This is a genomic window from Runella sp. (assembly GCF_965279615.1).
Taxonomy (GTDB): domain Bacteria; phylum Bacteroidota; class Bacteroidia; order Cytophagales; family Spirosomataceae; genus Runella.
Map to the genome: position 1 here is coordinate 1,083,028 of NZ_OZ257252.1, position 24,671 is coordinate 1,107,698.

Below are 24,671 nucleotides of genomic sequence, written 5' to 3' on the forward strand. Positions count from 1 at the left end.
CCCAATTTTAAGAGCCGCACTATTTAACATTGTGCGGCTTTTTTTGTCATATTACGTACCTTTGAGAACGCATAGGTTTTCAGAATCGATGCAAAAAATTTCGTTGTCTACTATTTTGATGCATGCTTTCTATTCTTCAACATAAAAAGATTCTTTTGGGCGTTACAGGAAGTATCGCAGCTTATAAATCAGCCCTTTTGGTGCGATTGCTCATTAAGGCCGGGGCAGAAGTGCAGGTTGTGATGACGCGGGCGGCGAAAGATTTTATTACACCGTTAACTTTATCGACCCTTTCGAAGCGCCAGGTCTTATCTTCTTTCATTGACGATGACAAAGGGAGTTGGAACAATCATGTAGAATTGGGCCTTTGGGCGGATGCCATTGTCATTGCTCCGGCTACTGCGCATACACTCTCCAAGTGCGCCAATGGTATTTGTGAAGATTTGCTGACAGCAATTTACTTGTCAGCCCGTTGTCCTGTTTTCTTTGCTCCTGCTATGGATCTTGACATGTACCTTCACGGTTCGACGGTTGAAAACATGCAAAAACTACAACGGTTTGGCAATAGTTTTATGGATGCCGAACACGGAGAATTAGCCAGTGGATTGATTGGAACAGGGCGCATGGCCGAGCCTGAACACATCGTGGCTCAATTGGAAAAACACTTCTCGACGATTCCTTCTTTAGTTGGCAAGAAAATTTTAATTACCGCCGGTCCAACGCAGGAAGCCATTGACCCCGTACGCTATATCAGCAATCATTCAACGGGAAAAATGGGTTTTGCCATTGCCGGGGCTTTTTCGTTCGCGGGGGCTGATGTGACAGTCATAAGCGGCCCGACGGCTCAGCCAACGCCGAATGCAGGTATTAAAGTGGTTGCTGTGCGCTCAGCGCAGGAAATGTATGAAGCAACGGAGAAACATTTTGGGGAAGCAGATGTTGTTATTCTCTCTGCCGCCGTTGCCGATTATACCCCCGCTTATCCTGCCGACCGCAAGATCAAGAAAAAAGAGTCTCATTTCAACATCGAACTTACCAAAACGGTAGACATTGCGGCTACGCTTGGCCGTCAAAAAAAGGAAGGGCAAATCATGGTGGGTTTTGCGCTTGAGACTGATAACGAATTGGAGAATGCATTGGGTAAATTGAAGTCAAAAAACCTTGACCTCATCGTTTTAAATTCTTTGAACGACAAAGGCGCAGGCTTTGCACACGATACCAACAAAATTACCGTTATTGAAGCAAACGGCGCTCAACACTCGTTTGACTTGAAATCCAAAACCGAAGTGGCACAGGATATTTTACAACTTGTGGCAGGGAAATTGCACTAAAAAGCACAACTGTTTCAGCATAATTGCGAAATCATGAAAGTTATACAAAGAGTAATCCAACTGACTCTATGCGCCTTGTGCCTCGTTTTTTCAACCCGGGCGCAGGAATTGAATTGCGTTGTTACCCTCAATTACAACCAACTTTTCACCCAACAAAACACAGACAATGCCAGCCTGAACCAACTCAAAAACGTCATTACTGACTTTATGAACGCGCGGCGTTGGACAAACGATAATTTTAACCCCGAAGAACGCATTAACTGTAAACTCAACATCAACCTCATTCGTTCTCCGGCGCAGGGGGTGTATGAAGGCACCACCCAACTGATCGTAACGCGTCCCGTTTACGGCACCAATTATGAAACTATTTTGCTCAGTTTTATTGACCGGAATTTCAATTTTAATTACCTACCCAACAATCCGATGTATTATAATGAGAATGCATACACGGATGAACTAACGCAAACGTTGGCCTTTTACGCCTATATAATTTTAGCCATTGATTATGATTCTTTCAGCAAATACGGCGGTAACAATTTTTTACAGCGTGCGCAGCAGGTAACGAATTTAGCCTTAGGTGTCAACCCCGGCGGCGCTCCGGCGGGTTGGTATGCCACCGGCAACGACCGTCGGAATCGTTTTTGGTTGATTGATAACCTTAATAATCAATTGATGCTGCCCGTTCGGGAAGGAATTTACAACTACCACCGATTGGCATTGGATACCTTCAACGACAATCCGATTGCGGCCCGCGCGCAGGTTATGAATTTGCTTACCACACTTCAACAAATCGGTCGGGTATTGCCGGGCTCGGTCTATATTAATTCTTTTTTCGACGCCAAAGGAGAAGAAATTAACAAGATTCTGATGGAAGCAAGCAAAGAAGATCGTCAAAAGGCATTTGCCATGCTTTCACAACTTGATCCTTCCAAGACCGAATTGTATCGTAAGCTGTTAAGATAAAAGAAGCATCATAGTGGGAAAAAGACTTATACGCGTATTTCAATCGGAACTTTCGGCGCGAGCGGCGGAGCTACTGAATCGGGAAATAAATGTAGTACTGAAAAGTAATCAGACCTTTTTTGGCCATTGTCTGAAAATTGAGAATCAGCTTCTTTTCCTCAAAGACCAACGCATGCACGATCATACGTTGGCATTCACTCAAATTGATTTGGTGGTTTATGACCATGAGTCCACATTTTAATAAGTCGCGAACACAATTTCAGTACATTTTGTTGAATAGTTGACTAACTTCGCGGCGGCTCAACCGATTGCTTTATGCTTGCTCATCTGCTGATCAAAAATTACGCATTAATAGACCATTTGGAGCTTACTCCCGACCCACAACTCAATATAATAACGGGCGAAACGGGAGCAGGAAAATCCATCATGCTCGGCGCTATCGGCTTACTGTTGGGTAGCCGTGCCGACACGAAAGTACTGTACAATCCCGCCGGGAAATGTGTTATTGAAGGCACCTTCGACCTTTCGGGTTACTTCATCGAACACTTATTTAACGAAGAAGAATTAGATTTTTCAACCACCTGTCTGATTCGTCGCGAGATCAGCCCTACCGGCAAGTCCAGGGCTTTTATCAATGATACGCCCGTCAATCTGGAAACGCTGCGTCGCATCGCGGGTCAGTTGATGGACATTCATTCTCAGCACGATACGCTCTTGTTGGGTTCCAATGAGTTTCAATTACAAATTGTCGATACGTACGCTCAAAACGAAGAAATTCTCCGAAATTACCACGCCGATTTTCAGGCGTACCGCAAAGCGCAACAGGTTTTCAATCGTCTCACAGCCGAAGCGGTGCAAATGCGGAAAGAATTTGACTATAACCAATTCCTGTACGACGAACTCGAAAAAGCACAATTGCTCCCCGACGAGCAGGAGCAATTGGAACAGGAGTTGCTCATCCTTGAAAATGCCACCGATGTACGTGAGCGTCTGCAACTGGCTACTGAATACCTGGACAATCCGGAACAATCGGTCATTGTATTTTTAAAAAATGCCGTTTCGAGTTTGAACGCCATCAGCAAATTCGCGCCTCAGTACGAGCTGCTTCGCGAACGTGCCCAAAGTGTTTACATAGAATTGAAGGACTTGGCGGGTGAGATCAGCTATGAACAGGATAACGTTGAAATTGATGATTCCCGTGCGGAAGTGATCAGAGAGCGCCTTAATCTGTTTTATCAATTACAACAAAAACACCAAGTCAAGACGCTCAAGGAATTGATTGCCATTCAACAGGAATTAGAGGCAAAGGTAAGTCGGGTCATGAACCTCGACGAAGATATTAACAAAGCAAAAGCCATTGCAGATAAAGCACAGGTGAAATTGCTGAAAAGCGCCGAAAAACTCTCTAACAATCGCAAAGCGGTGATGGCTCCCGTCGAAAAACAGGTAAAAACATACCTGCTGGAACTTGGGATGCCCAACGCTACTCTTAGCATTCAGCACAAAATCATCGAACCAAGCGAATCGGGCATCGACGATGTAGATTTCCTGTTCAGCGCCAACAAAGGCATTAAGCCACAGCAATTGAAAAACGTGGCTTCCGGCGGTGAGTTTTCGCGGGTAATGATGGTCATCAAATACATTTTGGCCAGCAAACGTAAACTTCCTACCATTATCTTTGACGAAATTGATACGGGTGTATCGGGCGAGATTGCCATTAAAATGGGACAAATGATGCGCGAAATATCCAAAAGCCATCAGGTCATTTCCATTACACATTTACACCAGATAGCCACGCAGGGAACTGCTCATTATTTTGTTTATAAAGACAATTCATCAGACAAAACCGTCAGCAAGATCCGCAAGCTCACGTTTGATGAACGGGTGAAGGAAATTGCGCAAATGATCGGTGGAAGTAAGCCAAGCGAAGCCATCATTCAAAACGCCCGTGAAATGCTTCAGGCACAAACGGCACTCAGTCAAAACGGGCAAACCAATTTATTCTAAACAATGCCATTCTTCTAATTAATGATTACTAAAATTACCATAAATAACTTTAAGAAATTAGGAAAAATCTCCTTTCCATTTGCCCAAGCTGTGGTTATTATTGGGCCTAATAATTCAGGAAAATCAACTGTCTTCCAAGCTCTATGTCTTTGGGAAATTGGTGTTACAAATTTTATTGCAGCTCATAAGACCAAAAAATTAAATAAAAACGGTGCAGTCACTTTAAATAGGCAAATTCTAACCAACAGCCCTATTGCAAACGCTCGCTTTTTATGGAAAGACCAAAAAGTTGCTTACAATGAGAATGGGAAACAACAAGCTATCAAATTGGAAGTTACAATCGAAGGAGATGATGAAGAGAAAAAATGGTTATGCAAAGCTGAATTTCATTATTATAATGAAGAATCATTCAGCTGCAAAGTAGTATCAGGATTGGAGGAGGTAAAACAACTATATGATAACGGGAAAGGATTGCATTTTGGTTTTTTACAACCAATGTCCGGTATTAGTACTACGGAAGATAAACTTACAGCAGGCTCTATTGGGCGCAAATTAGGAGAAGGAAAAACCGCAGAAGTACTAAGAAACATCTGCTACGAAATATTATATCCTGAAACACAAAAATTCACATCTTCTGACAGTGAACAAAAATGGCAAAAACTTCGTGCTGCTGTCAAACTTATGTTTGGTGCCGATTTGCAAAAACCGGAGTTAATTAAAGCTACAGGGCTTATTCAATTAGACTATATTGAAAACAATATACGTTATGATATTTCCTCAGGCGGGCGTGGTTTCCAACAAACTTTATTGCTATTTGCTTATATGTTTGCTAATCCAAACACTGTGGTATTATTAGATGAACCTGATGCCCATCTTGAAGTAATTAGGCAACGCGAAGTTTTTCAGCAAATTAATCGAGTCGCTACTGAAACAAGCTCACAAATCATCATAGCATCGCACTCTGAAATCGTACTGAACGAAGCTTCTCAAGCAGCTAAAGTTATTGCCCTTATTGAAAATCAGGCAATAGAATTAAACCCTGATAATAAAAAGCATTTATTAAAATCGCTGACTGAAATCGGTTGGGAAAAATATTATTTAGCAAGAGCAAAACACCATATTATTTTTTTGGAAGGCTCTACAGACCGAGAGATGTTACTAACATTTGCCAATAAATTGCAACATCCGGTTGAATCTAAGCTAAGATTAGCGAATATTGATTATACTGACGATAATGTTCCAAACACTGCAGTTAAACGATATGAAGCTCTAAAAGCCATCTTTCCTGAATTGAAAGGGATTGCTTTATTTGATAAAATAGATAAGAATATCAAGGACATTAAAATACTAAAAATAGTTTGTTGGAGGAAAAGAGAATTGGAAAACTATTTTGCCAAACCGGATATATTACTGAGACATGCGCAACTATTACACACTAAATATCAGTATTTACCTGCACAAAAATTAGCAAAGGCGATGACTGATGCAATCTCTAACTTTACTGTTCCTGCCTATTTGAATGATTTAAAAAATGATTGGTGGAATACTGCCAAACTTAGCGACGATTGGCTCGACTTAATATTCCCCGAATTTTATAAGCGATTGGGATTTCCGCAAAACATATATAAGAATAATAAACGAGATTATTTTGAGCTTATAAAGCTCCTTAAACCGGACGAAATTGATCCGGAAATTAAAGAAAAATTAGATATTCTTCACGAAACAATCCAGTAAAATAAAATGAAAAAATTTATTATCTCTTTGTCTTTATGTATACTGATTTTTGCCTGTGGGCAAGATAAAGCGGCTGTGGAGCAAACCGAAAAAGAAGTGTTTGTGATCCATGATGAAGTAATGCCGAAAATGGGGCAATTGATGGAATTAAAAAATGGCTTAAGCAAAGAGATCACTACCATTGACAGTTTGATAAAAATCAGCTCCAATGACAGCCTGCAAAAGCGTAAAGAAGAAGCCTTAACGCTTAGTATTGCGCTTACCGAAGCCGATCAGGGCATGATGGATTGGATGCATGACTACAACAGCGACTCCCTAAAGGCGCTTACCGGTGAAACCGCCCTCAAAGCCATGACTGCCGAAAAAACCAAAATCACGGCCGTTCGCGATAAAATGCTCGAAAGCATGACCAAAGCCGAACAATTTTTAAAAAAATAACCAATCCATCGTTTGGACTGAGTAACCCATATATGAAAAATATCCTTTTTGCCTTTCTGTTTTTTGCCGTTTGGGGATGTAATACCAATGCCGACCGCCTGCCTATCTTGGGAGAACGGGAAACCACCACTCGAATGGTTGACGGAAAAGAAGTAGTAGATACGCTCTATCATACCATTCCCGATTTCAAATTTGTCAGCCAAAACGGTGATACCATTACGGCGCAAAACTTCAAAGATAAGATCTATGTTGCCGATTTTTTCTTTACAACCTGCCCCACGATCTGCCCGGTGATGAAGAAGCAGATGTTAAAAGTGTATGAAAAGATAAAAGGCCAAAACGACGTAGGCATTCTTTCCCACACGATTGACCCCGACCACGATACTCCGGCTGTATTGAAAAAATACGCCGCCGACCTGGGCGTTACGGGCAACCAATGGCTGTTTGTGACAGGCAATCGGGAAAAAATCTATGAAATTGGCGAGAAAAAGTATTTGGTAGTGGCGGGAGCTGATTCTACCGCGCCGGGCGGATATATCCACAGCGGAGCATTTGTATTGGTAGATAAAGCCAAACGCGTACGCGGAATGTACAACGGTACCGACGACGACGCCACCAAACGACTGATTGCTGACATCGAACGTTTGCAGGAAGAATATAAGAATAAGTAGTGATTAGGAGTAGCTAATAAAAAATATAATGCTTATAGAAAAAGAAATTGCAGCTGTTTTTTTCCATTCTCCGATTTTCCGTCTTTTTTTCCTGTTCCTTTTTTTTTCCTCCTGCCAAAGTGAAGAAAGTACCAAACACGACCAATACGTTGCCGAGGGTTTTACTTTGTTCCAAACACATTGTGCCAATTGCCATCAACGCGATGGGAAAGGCTTGGGAAACCTCTACCCTGCCCTATCAGTCGATTACCTTAACGATAAATCAAAGGTAATTTGTTGGATAAAAAACGGCCTGAATCAATCGGTTACAGTCAATGGGAAAACGTTCAATCGCCCCATGCCCGCCAATCCCGGATTAAAAGAGCTCGAAATCGCCGAAATCATGACGTATATGTACACTACTTGGGGAAAGGAAACAAAAATAATTCCGATCGATACTGTACAAAAAGCACTGGAGCAGTGCCCTTCCAACTAAAAGGCACTGCTCCGTTTACAGCAATTTACTTTGCTTCTTTGCACCTCTGCACGATACGTCGTTGCGGTGATCAAATTTTAATACCCCACACATCATTCATCGAACGTCCCAATAACTCATTGGCTTCCTTGTCATTTTTGAATGACTCTTTCTTTGGATTCCATTGCAACGGTCGCTTAAGTCGGTACGCAATGTTTCCAATATTACAAACGGAAGCGGTACGATGCCCCACTTCTACGTCACAAATGGGCTTGCTTCGTTTGCGCATTGCATCGAAGAAGTCTTTGTAATGGTTTTCACTTTTATAGACGTGCTTTTCATTCTCACCGATCACCTTCGTAGCCAATGAAGCGGGCGTGGTTTCAATTTTCTTACGTTGTATTCTGATCTCGCCTTCTGAACCGGTAAAAAGAATGGCGTTATTCCAATCCCATTTTTCGTGGGTCATTGTGATGCCGTTTTCATAGCGGTAGGTCAGGAAAGGATGTTCTTTGCCATCGGGCGCGATCACTTCTACCGGGCCACTGTTGTCCATGTCCAAAGCCCATTGCACAATGTCAAACATGTGTGCGCCCCAGTCAGTCACCATGCCGCCGCCAAATTCTCGGTAATTTCGCCAATTGGGAAATACATCTTTAGAGATCGGCGGTGCCAGTTCAGAATTAAAAGCTACCGGTGCATTGGGACCCAACCAAGCACTCCAATCCAATCCCTCGGGAATAGGTTCAGCAGGTAGATCATAAGGCGTTGGTGGCGGACCAACGTTCACTTTGATGCTTTTTATGTCGCCAATGTAGCCGTTACGAACCAATTCGGCGGCTTGACGAAACTCCGGCCAAGAGCGCTGCATGCTTCCCGTTTGAAACACGCGGTTGTATTTGCGAGCGGCATCGACCATTGCCCGCCCTTCTTTTACCGTTAATGCCAATGGTTTTTCACAATAAATATCTTTGCCTGCTTCGGCTGCTCGAACAGCCATTGCTGCGTGCCAATGGTCGGGCGTGGCAATCACAACGGCATCCACGTCTTTACGTGCCAACAATTCTCTGAAATCATTATATACCGGAACCTCAGAGTAAGTCCCTAATTGTGTATTTTTTTCGTAGTTCGCCTTGATTCTTTCAAGCGCCAACTGAGCTTTGGCTTTATACACTTCGCTGATGGCGACGATGCGCGCCTCGTTTGTGCCCAGAAATGAGTTGATCAGTCCTTTCCCCTGCTTGCCGGTTCCGATAAAGCCCAGTGAAATAATGTCACTCGGTGCCAGGTATCTTGAACCATCCGGCTTTTTGCCTCCCAACACAAAGCGGGGGACAATCATGAATCCTGCCAAAGAAGTAGCCGCTTTTTCGACGAAATCCCGGCGATTAATTGAATTTTCCTGTTTCATTTTAAAGTTACTTTAAGGATGTAGAATAGAAGTGATCTGCCGTATTTATTCTAAGGTAACCTTTCAATAATTACCTCAATTCCTGCACTTTATCAGGGTTTTGTACGTATAAATCTTACTTTTCGAAATATCGGCAGCTGAATTATAAAGCTACCGGACAGGTTTTCCTACCGTTTTATTTTAGGACAAATACATGCTTGCCTGACACTACATCTTTCAGTAAGAAATAGCCTTTTTGAGGCAAAATAGAGGCTTTCCTGCCATTTATATACAAATTTGATTTATTCGCAGCACACGGCACATAAACTGTTGCGGTCGTACTTCCCGGAATACTGACCTCCATTGTATCTGTGTTGGCATTCTTTTTAAAAGATACCGCAACGGTACCTTTTATAGTCGTCGTTTTCAAATCGGCATACGTCAAATGACCGAGTTGTGGTTTTATTTGAAACGTCTCAAAAGCGGGACTTAACGGCTCGATTCCCATCAATTTTCGGACAATAGTATTTGCAGGAACAGCACCCCACGCGTGATTCAAATCCAAATTGGGTTTATACACTTTGTCCCACGCTTCCATTGAAATCGTCGAGCCAACTCTGATCATATTGTACCAACTTCTTTGCGTGGTTGCCGTCAATAATTCCAAGGCATAATCGCCTTGATTGGCATCGTATAAGGCATCCAAAAGAAATTGTGCGCCATAAACACTGCACGCCATACGTCTTTGTTTGATGAATTCGCACACTTTTTCGACATCCTTTTCAGGAATTAATCCAAAAGCCAACGCAAACATATTGGCGTGCAAAGAAGTATGGTTAGTACTGTCGCCGTCATGTATCAACCCCGTTATCGCATCTCTGAAAACCGTTTGAAAAGAAGTATAGACTTGCTGAGCTTTCGCTTCGTACAATTTTACGTCTACCGGTTTATGTAACAGCGCGGCGATTTTCTGCATCAATACCAGATTTTGGTAATAATACGCATTCACCACGGCATTGTAGTTGGTATAAACAAACCCATCCGTTTCGCCTTTGTACTCTTTTTCGGGGCCAATGTAATCGCCGGTTTGGGGCCAATCGACGTTGTCGTGCAAGCCGCGCCGTCCGTCAAACAGCTTGTTAATGTGAATGGAAGCCAAAAAATCATCGGTCTGTTTGTTGGTTCGGGTGCTGATCAATCCATTCTCTCCCGCCAAAGGCATCAGGATTTTCTTCTGTAGTTCAGGATAATACATTTTGAGCAGCAAATCATCGCCGGTGTAGAGATAATCATACCAGGCAATCAGCACATTTTGCAAACTCCATTCGGTGGGCCAAGTCGGGTGAAATAACAGGTATGTCATGGAGCGCCTTGCCATGCTGTATTCAGCATCGACGGCGTAGTGCGACAATTGATTAATGAGCGCGTCGGCTTCGTACGGAATGCGCTCACGGTCGCCATCGATATAATAACCCGTAAAACTTGTAGCCTTGATCGAATATTTACACAAATCCCAAACTTGATTTAACACCGTATCGCTTGACGTAAAACTCGACGCATTTTCGTCAAAAGGATAATAAACAATCTTTCGCTGAACAGATTCTTTTTTGATCTCGCCTTTGAAATTTTGAATGGACACATACCGAAAAGGATAAACTTCGCCGATATAAGACGGCATCAAAACGGGATTTCGGCTGTTTCTTTTCTCATTCGTTGGCCACTTAATGGAATAATCATACGTACCTTTTCTGACAAAAAGCGCGACTTTCAGATAACGAATATTCCGCCCGGGATTTTTGTGAATAGTGCCCGGCTTTTCAATAGCTTCCCCTACTTCTATCCAAATCGAATCATTTACGGGACTCGTCAAATGAAGTTGTAATTGTGCCAAAGCGTCTTTTTCAAAATCTAAAAAATAGGTATCAGGCTCCTTTTTAATTAGTTGAGCAGGGTGCTGCATTTCAGCGGCCAGTGGATAATGTGCAAAAACTTCCGTTGGATCAGGTGCATTGAGGTAAAAAGAAGCCGTTTCTGAGAAAGGCGTTATCTCGTTTTTATCATTCCAAACCTGCACTTTCCAATAATAAATATGTCCTGTTTCTAAGGGTTTTCCATTGTAAACAGCTTGGCTATGGCTATTCTTTATTTTCTTTGAATCCCAAAAGTCCGCCTTGTTTTCATTCAAATATTCCGGAGCCGAAGCCACAAGTATCCGAAAAGCAGATGCATTCTTTATGGCTGGGCTGAGTACCCAGTTAAAAGTCGGTTTTTTATTAAAAATGAGCGGGAATTGATAGCTGCTTTTTTGCTGAATTGCCGAAGTTAAAGGCTCTTTTACGGCAAATCCGCCCTTGCTGACCTTGCCGGTATGCAACAATAAATCACACCGTAGTTGATTTGGCGCGGGAATTGTTTGGCTCCGTGCCGAAACAGTCAATAGTACAAAGAGAAATACACAGAAAATTCTATTCATAACTAACACTCATAGAGCGGTTAGACGTAGTACCGGCAAATCGAAAAAAGGAATAACTGCAAAAGCTGCTTATTGCGGTAAGCAAATGCCATACGGAATGCCCCTGATAACAGGAATAAGGATTGCAACCCATTTTTTGTACATCCATCGTACGAATTTTTATGGCAACAACCATCAAAACAAGGCTAAGCACCACCAGACTGATCAGACGTTCTTTCCTGAATTGAAAATAATTGATAACCATCCCTATCAACATCACCAAAATTAGCGAAGGCAATAATTTGGCGCTCGGAATCAGTAAAGCAATTTTTAAAAACAGGACAATAATGACAAAAAAAGAAGCCAACCAAGCGATTTTCAGGGATGGCGTAAACGTAACTCTGTGCAGCACATGATACAGCGTAATGCTGACCAAGACCAGCGTAATTCCGTAGGTACCGTTCATATCTACACGCTGACCGATATAAGTGAGCGAAGCGTGAAAAAAAGCACTTCCAAAACTCAAATAAACAAAGCCCAGTCCCATAAAAGCCGAAAGTAACGGAAATGACTCCAGTCTGTTTTGCTTTTTGATGCCTTGGTTTTTATGGTCTTCGTTCGCCATTTGTAAGATCAAAACCCCAAAGAAGAAATAGGCTAAGTTGGAATACGTATTCATTCGTTGGTGAAAAAAGCGGGCAACGTTGTTGAATTCGCAGTATTCTGTCATCAGCGCCGATTTGCTGACCACCATTCCTTGCCACACCTCTCCGTTGAAAAACGTATTGGCACCAAACCAGATCAACCACATTCCTAACGTCAGGAAAAACGAGCGAATCAAAAGCTTATACACAGTCTGTTTTTCCATGAAAGGAGGGGTTATTTTTTAGGGGTCATTTCAATTAAAGGCTTCGCTATTCCCATTGCTGTGTCCGCACAGCAACTCTACTATTTTGCCGAGAAGTTGCTGTGCAGACACAGCAATGGGGTTATAGAATCAATTTCATCGTTTAGGCGTAATTTCAATTAAAGGCTTCGCCGAATCCCACGAAGCAGGAATCTCATAAACGATCTTTATGACGTTAGGGCAAGATTCTGCAATCGCCAGATCACGTTCAATACTCGCTGAATCTACTTTTTCAATCGTTTTTCTTTTCAATACAGTATTTATATTCATTGTCATTGCCGGCAATGTCCATACCTTATCGGTAAAAGCATCAATTAGTGCATTATTTACCGAAACAAACAGTTCAATACTCGTTGCTTTTGAATCTGCAAGATAAAGACTCATAGCCGTTTTGCTGACTTTTACGTTGGTCACGCCACTGCCCGGCACCAATAGCCATCCAATATCGCCATTGGCGGTTTTCCAGTGAATAGCGCCCGTTTTTATTTGATTCCACACCCGTCGGTTGCCCCACACACCTCCCATCATCCAGTCTTTCTCAATCATGGCCGTTACTTGTTTGAGGCTGTCGCCGATATACTTGTTAGGAACCGTTCGGCTGATAAATCGCGGTGAGGTGAAACTTGTAAGTGTTGCTAAATCTGCTGTTGGAATCGACAGGCCAAGGTTAAAAATCGGCGCTAAGTTACTCATTTCGCCGTATTTAGGCCCATCTGTTGTTGGAGGCAACGGCGCCTGTTTTTCATTGTCAACGGCAAGAGCGATCCAAATGCCCATGATGGAAAAATACTTTCGCATGTCCATGCCGTAGCCTCTGAAATACGGTCCGGGCATATTCTTGAGATTGGCATTATAAAAAGTGGCCGCCTCGTGCCAGAACTCTTTTTCGAGCGTTTGCCCCATTTGTTTTATCTCCTGCGAAAGCGCCAACTCACGCCATAACGCAATGGCTACCAATGTCACACCATAATACGTTGGCGAGTTATATTCACTAAAGGTTTTGTGTGATTGATATAAATTAAATACATCGTGTGCCTTCTTCACGCCTGCTGTTTTCAACTCCTCTATGTTAAATTCGGTCCCGACATAGTTCATCAAAAAAGCACTCATAATGGAAATATTGGTGTAATCAGCTCCAACGTTCCGTTTTAAAGCACCGCGAGCCGCATGTACCAAACCAACTTCAATTTCTTTTAGAATATCCTTGGGCAAAAGGTGGCTATACTTTTGGCGAATGATAATGAGGTCACAACCGATAAATTCCCGCCAGTTTTGGTCAAATTTATCGTCATTGATGTTTGTTTTCCAGATGCCGTAAATTTTCGTATTTTCGTCGCGGTACTGATTTTTTAAAATCCAAGTCAGAATCTCGGCGGCATTTTCTTTATCGCCCGCTTTATTGCGGAATAACAGCGCCTCTGCCAGACGGGTTTTAGTTCGGAGACTGGTAGTATTGGTCAGTACCTCTGCGATTTTCTTTCCTGCCGGAATTTCATCGTTGATAAAATCCTCAAACAGGTGTTTTTGATACGGCGACAGGGTTGTGTAAGTATATTTTTTGGCATACAGAGCATTTCCTTGTCCAAAAACGAAAGCAACACTTAGCAAGTAAACAGTAGTGAATAGAATTACATTTTTCATGATAGTTATTCGTTTGTGGAATTGATATTATTTACTTAAAACCATCTTCAACATCACCACGCCATGATGCCGAATATCCGTTTTGAATGTTTCGTTGAACGTACCCAACTCCTTCTGCCGCCATACATCGCGTAGTTTAAACTTACCTTTCAGACCTGCTTTGGCAAAATCAAACGTAAACGATCTTGCTTTTTCAGTGCCCCAATGAAAGTACGACTGAGGTGTTTTTCCAAAATCTGCCGTGTTGAATAAGCCCACCGCGTACGAACCATCTTCCAGAGGTTTTACCCAAATTTCTACTCCATTTTCATTCATTACCAGCCTTGCGGGCTTACCTAAGGGATCTTGGTTGATTTCAATGACTTCATCGTTGGTGAGCAAATTCAGGGTAAAATCATCCAATTGCTCAATAGGACAACCAATCAACATAGGGGCCGCCAGCAGACTGAACATACTGACGTGGCTATACTGCTCGTCGGGCGTCAGACGGGTATCATGCATGACTGGTCCAATGGACACTTTGCCCACGATCATCATATCCGGGTCGGCCCAATGGCCCGACCCGGAAAATTCGCCCCATTTATCCAGCGAAAAGGAAGTCAGGTAAAGACTTGTCCAACTGTCTTTTATATCAGGACCGGTGCGGTACATATTGGACAATCGTACCCAATCGGTCACTTTTTCAAAAGGAGCATTGTTGGACAAACTGAACACAATATCCCGCCCGGATTGCTTCAATGCCGCAGACATCCGCTCGGTCGAATTAACATCAATGCGCCAATCGTATTTCAGGAAATCAAATCCCCATTCGGCCATTTGTTTAGCATCTTCCGCTTCAAATCGGTACTTGGCAATGCGGTTAAACGCCCGTCGGTTCTCTTTGATCGACTCGTGAGATTCACCGCCTTTTGCAAAATCAGAAGAAGCACCGGCGTAGCCGCCATAACTGGAAATATAGGGCGTAGAATACAAACCGGCCTTTAAGCCCAGTGAGTGAATGTAGTCCACCATTTCTTTGAATTTGGGAAATTTCTCATTCGGTTGCAGAGCATTAAGTGTACCACCCCGCACTCCCTGCCAAGCATCGTCAATGTTGATATAAGTCCAGCCGTGGTCACGTAAACCCGTTTTTACCATCGCATCAGCCGATGCAATGACCTTTTCCCGGTCAATGTGCGCCTCCCATGAATTCCAACCGTTCCAGCCAATCGGGGGCGTGAGGGCAATGGTATCACCTATTTTTATGGTCAATTTTTTCGTAGCTTCCCCCAAGGCATTTTTTGCTTTTAGGATGGTTATGTACGTTCCTTTTTCGCTGACTTTCCCCGTTATGATTCCCGTTTTTCCATCCAAGGCAAGTCCTTTGGGGAGGTCTTGTGCCGAAAAGGAAACAGGCTTTTGTCCCGTAGCGGCAATGGTGTACAGGAAGGGGTTATTGGGCGTTGCCCCAAAGAGCTTTGGGGAGTTGATCCTTGGTTTTTTGGCGGGTGGTGGGGTTAAGCTGTACTTTTCCCCCAAATGCTGAACATGTTCGGGCAACGCATTCCCTATCATTTCCACTTGTGCATTTACCCAGTTGCAATAAGTCCGTTTGTTGCCAATACCTCCCACTTTATCCGTTACCAAAAGGCCGAACTGCTTAATGCCCGTGAGGTCAACGTTGACGGGAACGGGGGCATCGCCAATTTTCATTTCTTTGCTTTCAAACAGCACCTTTCCATCGCCCATGACATAAAAAGTCAGTGCAATGTCTTTGTTGCCCAAGTCATCGGCTGCAATCAATGCTGAAAAACGAGTGGCCTTTCTATCAAGATCAAACGCCAATACGCAGGGTGACTGCGCTCCAAGACCTCTGTCATATTTTGTTCCATTGATACGTAACGTATCGTTTGAATAATTCCGTTTTACCTGTACGGGGCGAATACCTTCGGAATAGGTTTGAATGACCAAATCGTCCAGCCAAACGGTTTTGGTTGTCTGAGAATAAGTAGAAAGGCCTATAAATAGAAAAACAATAGTTAAGAATTTGGGCATTTTAGGTTGGTCAGAGTTTAGAAAACAGGTGTGGTGTAGTGAGTGGACATGGCGCACCTTAGGCGCTTTGTCTCAAAGCGAAAAATGGCAATTCCCGACTGTAAAAAGATTGGTTTGTTTAGCTTAATTTATTTTTCAAAATCAGTTTCCAACAATTGCTTCTCGGTAAAAATTGCGCTTCCTTCCGGCTTCCTCTCCCTCATTTTTTTAACATCATCATTTGAAACCGGCTTTCCTGATTTAGCAAAGGCATTTTGGGTAAATCGAATAATTTCGGCTATGTCCTGATCGGTAATATCCTTGTTATTGATCAGAGCCGGCATTTCATTATTCAGTTGGTACAATTTCCCATTCACGTGAATCGGTCCGCTGACACCGTGTAAAATGATAGCCGCCAGCCGGCGCATCGAACCGTCAATGTATTCGGAGCCTTTAAGGGGTGGCGCCAGGTCCTGAATACCTTTGCCATCGGCCCCGTGACAGGTAGCGCAAATGGTCCTGAACAGTTGTAAACCTCTGGTTCTGCTGTCCAAGACATTTTTCTCCTTGACAAAGATCGGGTTCATTTCTTTTTTCTGCCGATTATTGACGGCCAATGTCAAATTGCTTTTAAGTTGTGCATTTGGGTTCAACGTATTAAGATAATTTTCTTCCTTGCCTTCAAGGCTGCTGACAATCGCTTCCTGAAAGATTTTTTGAGCAGCGTATTTCTTTTCTATTTCCGAGAGAACAGGCAAAAAAGCCTCCTCCGACAATTTGAGCCACGCATTGAGTGACACCGACAAGTAGAGATCAATTGTCTCGTTGTTTTGCGCCAATAATTGCGTACTGATCTCTTTCATCTTTGTGATCTGCGGTGCAGTGGCAAAATGTTCTAAAAGACCTAATGCATGTGCAATGGTTTCGGGCTGTTTTGATTGTTTTACAACATCACTCAGCACGGCAAAAGAAAGAGCATTTAAGCCATCCAACACATAAAGCGCATGAATGGCCGTTGAAAATTCATTGCCGGTTTTGGTTAAGGAGGTCAACTCTTTGATAACCGTAAGGTCTTTCTTCTGAATCAAGATCTGCTGCGCACGGTCTCTCAACCAACCGTTCGGATGGCTGAGCAATGCCACTAATTCTTTGGCAGTAGCTTTCGACAGGTCCGGTACGGTATTCGTCTTTTTTGCTTTACTTGTTACTTTCAAAATTCGACCGGCATTTTGTAAAGTATCCAATTTTTTACCGGCAAGCTGTTCAGCGAGGTATTGCGAAATGTACGCCTTGTGCTGAATAATTCCCCGGTGCATATCTACGATATACATCGCGCCATCAGGTCCGTTAAACAAATTTACGGGACGAAAACCTTCGTCGGTAGAAGCGATAAATTCCTTTCCTTCAATGGCTTGCGTAGCGGTGGTTTGGGTGTTTTTAAAATTCAGAATATTTCGTTTAATCAGATTGGCTTCGGGCACACACACAAACGCATTTTGATCGTACGCTTCGGGAAAAGCCCCACCTCGATACACCAATGGCCCGCAAGCGGCGGTCACATCCCGCAGAAATCCTTTTTCGTCCAAAACGCCTTTTTGATACCCCCGATTGACCGATGTTTGATGAATAGGAAATACTCTGTTACCGGTCAACCGTATATTTTCGGTCGCGGTAGGCTTAAAATATCGGTTCCGAATTGTTTTGTTGGGCAAAACAAAATCTCCCTGTAACTGGGTACTGTTGTTATTGTAATAGAGTCGCCCAAAATTATCTTTCGTTATTCCCCATTGGCCTCGATAGGACGTAGGCTCTTTCACCCATTTCCCGTTTTTTAACTGATACCTAAAATTGTAGTTGGAATTATAGATCCAATTGTCAATGTGCATCATCAATCCATTGGACGAGTGTTCCACATTCCCGCCTTCGGCATACACCGGGTCAACCAGTGTTTTTTTACCGGGCTTGTCATTTTTTATCTCTACAAACCAAAGTTTAGGCCCATCTACGTACAAAAGGCCGCCGTACACGTGCGCCAGTCCACGGGGCAAAACGAGTTTATTTAAAAAGACTTTGGAGTGATCTGCTACGCCGTCTTTGTCTACGTCTTCCAATATAGTGATCCTGCCGTTGGGTTCTTCTTCACCGATGCCTTCCAGATTGGGCATATAGCCGATCATTTCTACCACCCACATTCGGCCTTTGTTGTCAAAATCCATGCTGACGGGAGCTTTCAATAACGCCTCGGAAGCGATTACTTTTAGCTCAAAGCCGTCTTCAATGGTGTAATTTTCAAGCGAAATGTTGGGCGCATCAAACGATATGATTCTGAAGCCTGCCATGAAGATGGTAAGCGCTAAGATTGAGCACAATGCAATCTTAAATGTAGGATTGTTAATGGTGAATTTAGACATTTTCATTATGTATATGCTACTGGTTTTACTTCTTCAAATAAGGTCCTTTTTTATTCCAACCGATTTCCACTTTGGACAAGTACCACGTTTTTCCTTTGTCATTATTTCCCTGAAAAAACAGGTAATACTTACCGTCTTGGGCTTTAAAAATATTGGGGTGGCCGCTTTCGCTTTCATTCCACGAACCGGCATCGCCGTTTTTCAGGAGAGGCTGCTCCGATAAACGTTTCCAATGAATGCCATCTTCACTGCGGGCAACTCCTATTTGCTGAGGCTCATTGTTATACGCACCTGCATAAAATAGGTACAGATACTTGCCTTTTTGAATACAGGACGCGGCTTCAATGCATTTTTTTTCCCAAGCCAATTCAGGTTTCAGCATAGGCATATTTGGTACTTCTGTCCAACCGGTTCGGCTAAAATCAGTAGAAATGGGTGCTATCGCAACGCCTTGCTGCTGAATTTTGTATTCGGGATCTCTTGTGGCGTAATAAAGGAAATAGTTGTTTTTGTAGGCAACTACTTCTGCATCAATCGCTCGTCCGCAACTCCAATCGCTTACTTTTGGCCTAAAAATGGGATTGGTCGCATCTCGTTCAAAATCAATGCCGTTGGTAGACGTAGCGTGGCAAATAGCGTCCAATTTACCGTTACCATAGGTTTGATAAAAAAGATGCAACACTCCGTCTTTCAACAATGCTCCGGGAGCACAAATACCTTTTTCTTCAATCGTTCCTTTTTGGCCTTTAATGCTTCCTTTTTTATCCCAATGTACCAAATCGTTACTTGTGGCAATACCTATATACCATTCTTTAAATTGATCACTTGGGACTGAATAGTACATCCAATAGTTATCCTGAAAAAAGATCACATAAGGGTCTTTGGCATAAGGCCTTGTCGGAACGTCCAAATCTCCGTAATGCATTTCCGGTTTTTGAGCAAACAGCCCTTCCTCCCCCAACATACATAGGAGGAAAGGCAAAATGCCCGGCAGTATTTTTTTATTTAATCGAATTTTGTTTCTCATGTAAAGAGTTAAAATTTCATCCATAAACGAATTTCCTGCTTCTCCTCCCCTCCCCGTTGCTGTGTCTCCACAGCAACGGGAATTGAAATTCTATTTCATGTCATTCCTCTTGGGAGACATCCGCAACATCACCACGCCGTGGTGCCGAATGTCCGTTTTAAATGAACCATTAAAGTTACCAATGTCTTTTTGACGCCACACATCCCGCAGCAGATATTTTCCTTTTAAACCCACTTTTGTAAAATCAAAGGTAAATGATTTCGATGTTTCATCACCCCAACGAAAATACGATTCGGGCGTTTTGCCAAAATCACCCACGTTAAATAAACCCACCGCATACGAGCCGTCTTCCAAGGGTTTGAGCCAAACCTGAATGCCGTTTTCATCCACAACCAATCTTGCTGATTTTCCCAAAGGATCTTGGTCGATCTCAATAACTTCATCATTGGTGAGCAGATTCAGCGTAAAAGGATCCAATTGTTCGATAGGACAGCCAATAAGTAAAGGTGCTGACAATAAGCTAAATAAACTTACGTGACTGTATTGTTCGTCGGGTGTCAGGCGAGTGGGGTGCAGTTGCGTTCCCGTAGTAACATTGCCCACGATCATCATATCGGGGTCATTCCAATGGCCCGGGCCGCCGTAGGGCGCCCATTTATCAAGCGTAAATGCCGACTCAAACAGGCTGTTCCAACTGTCTCGAATATCAGGTCCGGTGCGGTAAGAATTGGTCAAACGTGCCCAATCTTTGACGTTGGCAAAAGGAGCCGAATTGGAAATACTGTACAAAATATCTCGCCCCGATTCCTTCAGGGCCACCGACATCCGCTCGGCTGAAGGAACTTCGATGCGCCAGTCGTATTTGAGATAATCAATTCCCCATTCGGCCATTTGTTTGGCGTCGTTGGTTTCAAATCGGTATTTACCAACGTAGCGAAACGCGCGTTTATTGGCAATGATGGCGTCGGTTATTTTTCCGTCTTCAAAATCAGATGTACCGCCCACATAGCCTGCGTAACTCGTGATCATGGGTGTAGAGTAAACGCCCACTTTTAAACCCAGTCCATGAATGTAATCCACCATTTCCCTGAATTTTGGAAATTTTTCATTGGGCTGAATAGCGTTGAATTTACCGCCGCGCTTTCCCTGCCAAGCGTCATCGATGTTGATGTACGTCCAGCCATGTTGATTTAGCCCCATTTTCACCATTGCATCGGCCGAGGCAATTACTTTTGCTTGGTCAATGTTCCGTGCCCATGAATTCCAGCCGTTCCAGCCAATGGGAGGCGTAAGCGCAATCGTATCACCAATTTTTATGGTTAACTTTTTGGTAGCTTCGCCCAACGTATTTTTTGCAACCAGAGTGACGGGGTACGTTCCTCGTTGTGAAACTGTTCCCGTAATAATACCTGTTTTGATATCCAAGGAAAGCCCTTTAGGTAATCCTTTTGCTGAAAAACTCATAGGCCGTTCACCCGTTGCAGCGATGGTGTACAGAAAGGGATTATTGGGCGTGGCTCCAACTATTTTAGCGGAATTGATTCGTGGTGTTCGGGCAGGAACAGGCGTTAAAATGTATTTTTCATCTGTATTCGGAATGTTTTGCGGGAGAAAATCGTCCAACATTACAATCTGTGCATTCGCCCAATTGGAATACACTTTCGTGCGCCCTTCGTCATTGACTTTCACCAAAAGGCCCAATCGCTTGATTCCGTTTAGTTTTACATTTACTTTTTTGGGTGCATCGCCCCAGCGCATTTCCCCACTGTCAAACAAAACCTTTCGATCGCCAACCACATAAAAAGTATGCGGCAGTTCTCGGTTTCCTTTGTCGTCAATACCTGCCAATGCTGAAAATTCAGTTGCTTTTCCATCCAAAAAAAATGCCAGAATGCCGACTCCATTCACCCCTACGCCATGATTGAAATACTTTCCATTGATGAGCATGGAATCGCCGCCGGCATTTGTCTTTCCCAACACCGCCGGAATCCCTTCCGAAAACGATTTAATGGTAAGGTCATCCAACCGGACCGGCTTGGTTTTTTGGGCATGAACCGTTGCACAAACAACTGATAAACAAAAGCTTATTAATTTGTTGAATTTTGTCATTTTGTCAATTTACTCCCTTCCATTTTTGAAACTTTTTCAGCAATCAAGGTCAGCACCGCCTTATCGCTCCATTCCTGTCCGTGCCCTGCCATCGCCGTAAATGAAATTTTAGCATCTGATTTGGGATTTTCGGTTTTGTCCAAAAACTTCTGCAAAAACCGCGTTGCTACGTTTGAATACAAGCCGTCCATATCACCCATCCAAACCCAAATTTTGCCTTGCAATTTCGGACCGAGCGTTACCCAGTTTTTTTCCAACACTTTTTTTAAATCGTATTTCTCCCACTGTTTGGCAATACTGTGGTCTATTTTTCCCGTGAACGGGTCAAACATCAGAGAAGGTAAACCCTCTTTTCCTTTGGGGCCAAAAACGGCATTATAAGCCCCAAACTGTCCTCCCGAAATCAGGTAATTATTCGTTCGACTGTTTACGTTTTCACCCGCAATCCAGTCTTTCATCGAAAAAGTAGGCTCGCCGTAGATTGTTCGACGACCGGGTTGTAAATAGCCGTAACGGTTGTAAAAAATGGATTCGTCTTCGTAAATATTGATGAGGCCATAATGCTCAAAATCAACGGGATCAGGGCTATACGACCAAGTTCCGTCAAAGAAATCAGGGTAGAAAATTTGTAACCCCAGTGACACCCAGCCGCCCGTTGAATTGCCCGTCAAAAAGCGCATTTTAGCGTTGGGGCTATAACGGACCTGCTGTTCAATTTCAGGGATCAACTCTTCGGTCAATGCCTTACCACAGGGACCGTTGTTTTCAGAATCTACCTGATACGTATCGCCGTAAGGCCCTTGTGAATCCAGAAAAACGTAGATGACTTGCGGGGCGATTTTGGAAAACCACCAATCCGAAAATTCTTTATTATTGATCAATCCATTGATCGCCGTGTAACGCCCGTTCAATCCTGCCGCTCGATAGCAAATAGGATAGGTTTTATCGGGATTATCGAAATAACCCGAAGGCAGCAAAACAGCCGCTTTTAAATAGCGCGGCTTCCCCGAAAACGCTGAAAGAATTGGGCTTTTGATTTCGACCGTTTTGACGAATTTATGCTGAATAATGGTAGCCGACGGTATTAAGGTCTTTAGGGTGAGACTCAGGTTAATATTGGTCGAAAACTGCACAGAATCAATAGTACTGTACAAATTGCCGGGTACGTTTTCCTGTCCATCGTCTGGATTTTGTTTGTAAACAACCTGAAAATAGTACTTGTCGGATGCATTTTTCGGCAACTTATCCAATCCGATGGAGAGCACATTTTTGTCTTTTGTTTCAATGACAAACGGACTTGAAGCATCCCACCGGTGCGGAGTGATGCCTATGGTAATCTCCGAACGATTGCGCGGTTCCCGTTCATTTTGCTTAGTCACATGCAATAATAGCCTCCCACCTTTCAGAAATGATTGTCTCATTTCGGGTGCAACTGAAACACTTACTTTCCAGGAAACAGGAACTTGAGCAATAGCACCCAGACTGACGACAAGCAATAAAAGCGTACTCTTCACTTTGGTCATTTAACTACGCAGTAATTATTTGTTTCATTATCGGCATTCCATTTATAAACTACTTTCCCAAACACCTCCACGGTCGGGGTTTATTCTTTCAACCAAGTCAATTGTTTCCAATACGCAGGGCCGTCATTGGATTGGTTTTTGCCGGCTGTACTTCGTCCGTTCTTTAGATTTTGAGTCAATAGATCGGTCAGTTCTTTGACCACGGCAGGATTTTCGGCATAGACATTTTGGGTTTCGCCAATGTCTTTTGCAAGGTTATACAGCTGAATGGATGGCAGCCCTTTCGCCTCTTCACTCGCTTCTTTCGGTTTACTGTTTCCGCCCGAGTGTCCACACATGATCAGTTTCCAATTGTCTTTGCGAATGGCAAAAAAGCCGTTGGAGGAATGATGAATAATGGCTTCACGCTTTGGAAACGTTGTTTTAGTACCGGTAATTTCTGCTAAAAAACTATAGCTGTCTTCAGCGGTTTGGTCGTTCAGCGGCGCATTGGTCAATTCCGAAAGTGTTCTGAAAAAGTCAGTGGTACACACTATTTGATTACTGACTTTTGACGTTTTCAATTTATCCCCCCACGCTGCAATGAAAGGTACGTGATGGCCTCCTTCAAAAATATCCGTTTTGTAACCTCTGAAATCAATCGAAGGATGATGTCCCTTTTCAAGTTGGGCATTTGTGTTTGCGGCCGGGGCAAAACCGTTATCTGAAGCAAAAACAATGAGTGTATTGTCGTAAACACCTTTGGCTTTTAGGGTCGCAACTACCTGTCTTACAACATTATCTACCATCAACACAAAATCTCCATAGGGAGAAACGCCGCTTTTCCCAACAAATTTTCCGATGGGCAAAATGGGCGTATGCGGAGCCGCCAACGGAAAATAAAGGAAAAACGGCTTCTCTTTATTGGCGTTATCATCAATAAAACGAAGGGCTTTTTCGGTAAATTTCCCGATCACTTCTTCCGGCTTAAAGTCCGGCGCTTCCAAGCCTGCCCGGTACAATTCAATCCCTTTTCTGCCCACACATGAATCTTTGGGAATTGCTGTACAAAGTCCATTTTCTACATACGCATACGGCGGCATGTCCAACGACGCCGGAATGCAGAAAGAATAGTCAAAACCGTTGGAATTTGGTCCGTTCTTCACCGTTTTTGAGAAATCCACCGCCTTTTCTCCGCCTTCGATGCCTGCCCATGTCCAACCCAAATGCCATTTGCCCACGATTCCGGTTTTATAGCCTTGTTTTGACAGAAACGAAGCAACGGTTCCACGTTTGGGATCGATCAGCGGCAGATCATATCCGTGCAAAACGCCGCTTTTCATCTTTGTTCGCCAATTATAGCGCCCGGTCATGATACCGTAACGGGTAGGCGTACAAACGGCAGAAGTAGTGTGTGCGTCGGTAAAACGAACTCCTTTTTGCGCCAATTGGTCAATGTTGGGCGTCTGAATTTTTCCGTTGGGATTGTAACACGATACATCTCCAATGCCCAGATCATCGGCAAGAATATAGATAATATTAGGTTTTTGCGATTTTTGGGCAAAACAGGTTGTCATCAAAGCAACACAGACAACGGCGCTGAAAAGGAATCTTTGCATAC

18 protein-coding genes are annotated in these 24,671 nt (G+C 43.3%); 8 read left to right on the top strand and 10 right to left on the bottom strand.

Going from position 1 to position 24,671, the window contains the following annotated elements:
* The first annotated feature begins 122 nt into the window (after window positions 1-122).
* From coaBC to ACQY73_RS04965, 8 genes are all read left to right on the top strand, one after another.
* A complete protein-coding gene (gene coaBC, locus ACQY73_RS04930) occupies window positions 123-1,331 on the top strand; it encodes a bifunctional phosphopantothenoylcysteine decarboxylase/phosphopantothenate--cysteine ligase CoaBC (protein WP_428662264.1) in 1,209 nt (402 codons plus the stop codon).
* A 33-nt stretch (window positions 1,332-1,364) separates the two neighbouring features.
* Window positions 1,365-2,294, top strand: coding sequence for a DUF4835 family protein (locus tag ACQY73_RS04935; protein WP_428662267.1), 930 nt, complete (start codon window positions 1,365-1,367; stop codon window positions 2,292-2,294).
* Between the two features lie 13 nt (window positions 2,295-2,307).
* Entirely contained in the window at window positions 2,308-2,535 is a 228-nt protein-coding gene (locus ACQY73_RS04940; RefSeq protein WP_428662270.1) for a hypothetical protein, read from the top strand.
* A 74-nt stretch (window positions 2,536-2,609) separates the two neighbouring features.
* Window positions 2,610-4,301 (top strand): DNA repair protein RecN, encoded by a 1,692-nt coding sequence (gene recN / locus ACQY73_RS04945; RefSeq protein WP_428662273.1) that lies wholly within the window; start codon window positions 2,610-2,612, stop codon window positions 4,299-4,301.
* A gap of 21 nt (window positions 4,302-4,322) precedes the next feature.
* The gene (locus ACQY73_RS04950; protein ID WP_428662276.1) at window positions 4,323-6,035 is read left to right on the top strand and encodes an ATP-dependent nuclease; all 1,713 of its coding nucleotides are present in this window, start codon (window positions 4,323-4,325) and stop codon (window positions 6,033-6,035) included.
* 6 nt (window positions 6,036-6,041) lie between these two features.
* Window positions 6,042-6,473, top strand: a complete 432-nt coding sequence (locus ACQY73_RS04955; RefSeq protein ID WP_428662279.1) for a viral A-type inclusion protein — start codon at window positions 6,042-6,044, stop codon at window positions 6,471-6,473.
* A gap of 32 nt (window positions 6,474-6,505) precedes the next feature.
* Window positions 6,506-7,144: an SCO family protein gene (locus ACQY73_RS04960; protein ID WP_428662282.1), complete on the top strand. Its 639-nt coding sequence runs from the start codon at window positions 6,506-6,508 to the stop codon at window positions 7,142-7,144.
* A gap of 28 nt (window positions 7,145-7,172) precedes the next feature.
* The gene (locus tag ACQY73_RS04965) at window positions 7,173-7,619 is read left to right on the top strand and encodes a c-type cytochrome (RefSeq protein ID WP_428662285.1); all 447 of its coding nucleotides are present in this window, start codon (window positions 7,173-7,175) and stop codon (window positions 7,617-7,619) included.
* Window positions 7,620-7,689: 70 nt separating this feature from the next.
* Here the strand turns inward: ACQY73_RS04965 and ACQY73_RS04970 are convergent, their stop codons facing one another.
* From ACQY73_RS04970 to ACQY73_RS05015, 10 genes are all read right to left on the bottom strand, one after another.
* The gene (locus ACQY73_RS04970; protein WP_428662288.1) at window positions 7,690-9,009 is read right to left on the bottom strand and encodes a Gfo/Idh/MocA family protein; all 1,320 of its coding nucleotides are present in this window, start codon (window positions 9,007-9,009) and stop codon (window positions 7,690-7,692) included.
* Window positions 9,010-9,184: 175 nt separating this feature from the next.
* Window positions 9,185-11,461: an alpha-L-rhamnosidase C-terminal domain-containing protein gene (locus tag ACQY73_RS04975; RefSeq protein ID WP_428662291.1), complete on the bottom strand. Its 2,277-nt coding sequence runs from the start codon at window positions 11,459-11,461 to the stop codon at window positions 9,185-9,187.
* Window positions 11,454-12,308, bottom strand: a complete 855-nt coding sequence (locus tag ACQY73_RS04980; RefSeq protein ID WP_428662294.1) for a ceramidase domain-containing protein — start codon at window positions 12,306-12,308, stop codon at window positions 11,454-11,456. The genes ACQY73_RS04975 and ACQY73_RS04980 overlap by 8 nt, the downstream gene beginning before the upstream one ends.
* Before the next feature lie 135 nt (window positions 12,309-12,443).
* Entirely contained in the window at window positions 12,444-13,988 is a 1,545-nt protein-coding gene (locus ACQY73_RS04985) for a hypothetical protein (protein ID WP_428662297.1), read from the bottom strand.
* Between the two features lie 27 nt (window positions 13,989-14,015).
* Window positions 14,016-16,022, bottom strand: a complete 2,007-nt coding sequence (locus ACQY73_RS04990; RefSeq protein WP_428662300.1) for an NPCBM/NEW2 domain-containing protein — start codon at window positions 16,020-16,022, stop codon at window positions 14,016-14,018.
* 128 nt (window positions 16,023-16,150) lie between these two features.
* Window positions 16,151-18,418: a DUF7133 domain-containing protein gene (locus ACQY73_RS04995; RefSeq protein ID WP_428662303.1), complete on the bottom strand. Its 2,268-nt coding sequence runs from the start codon at window positions 18,416-18,418 to the stop codon at window positions 16,151-16,153.
* A 19-nt stretch (window positions 18,419-18,437) separates the two neighbouring features.
* Entirely contained in the window at window positions 18,438-19,439 is a 1,002-nt protein-coding gene (locus tag ACQY73_RS05000; RefSeq protein WP_428662306.1) for a family 43 glycosylhydrolase, read from the bottom strand.
* 90 nt (window positions 19,440-19,529) lie between these two features.
* Window positions 19,530-21,548 carry an NPCBM/NEW2 domain-containing protein gene (locus ACQY73_RS05005; protein ID WP_428662309.1) on the bottom strand — a complete coding sequence of 673 codons (2,019 nt, stop codon included), beginning with the start codon at window positions 21,546-21,548 and terminating at the stop codon, window positions 19,530-19,532.
* Window positions 21,545-23,071, bottom strand: coding sequence for an alpha/beta hydrolase-fold protein (locus tag ACQY73_RS05010; protein ID WP_428662312.1), 1,527 nt, complete (start codon window positions 23,069-23,071; stop codon window positions 21,545-21,547). Before ACQY73_RS05010 ends, ACQY73_RS05005 begins: the two co-directional genes overlap by 4 nt.
* A gap of 80 nt (window positions 23,072-23,151) precedes the next feature.
* A complete protein-coding gene (locus ACQY73_RS05015; protein WP_428662314.1) occupies window positions 23,152-24,669 on the bottom strand; it encodes a sulfatase family protein in 1,518 nt (505 codons plus the stop codon).
* Window positions 24,670-24,671 lie beyond the last annotated feature (2 nt).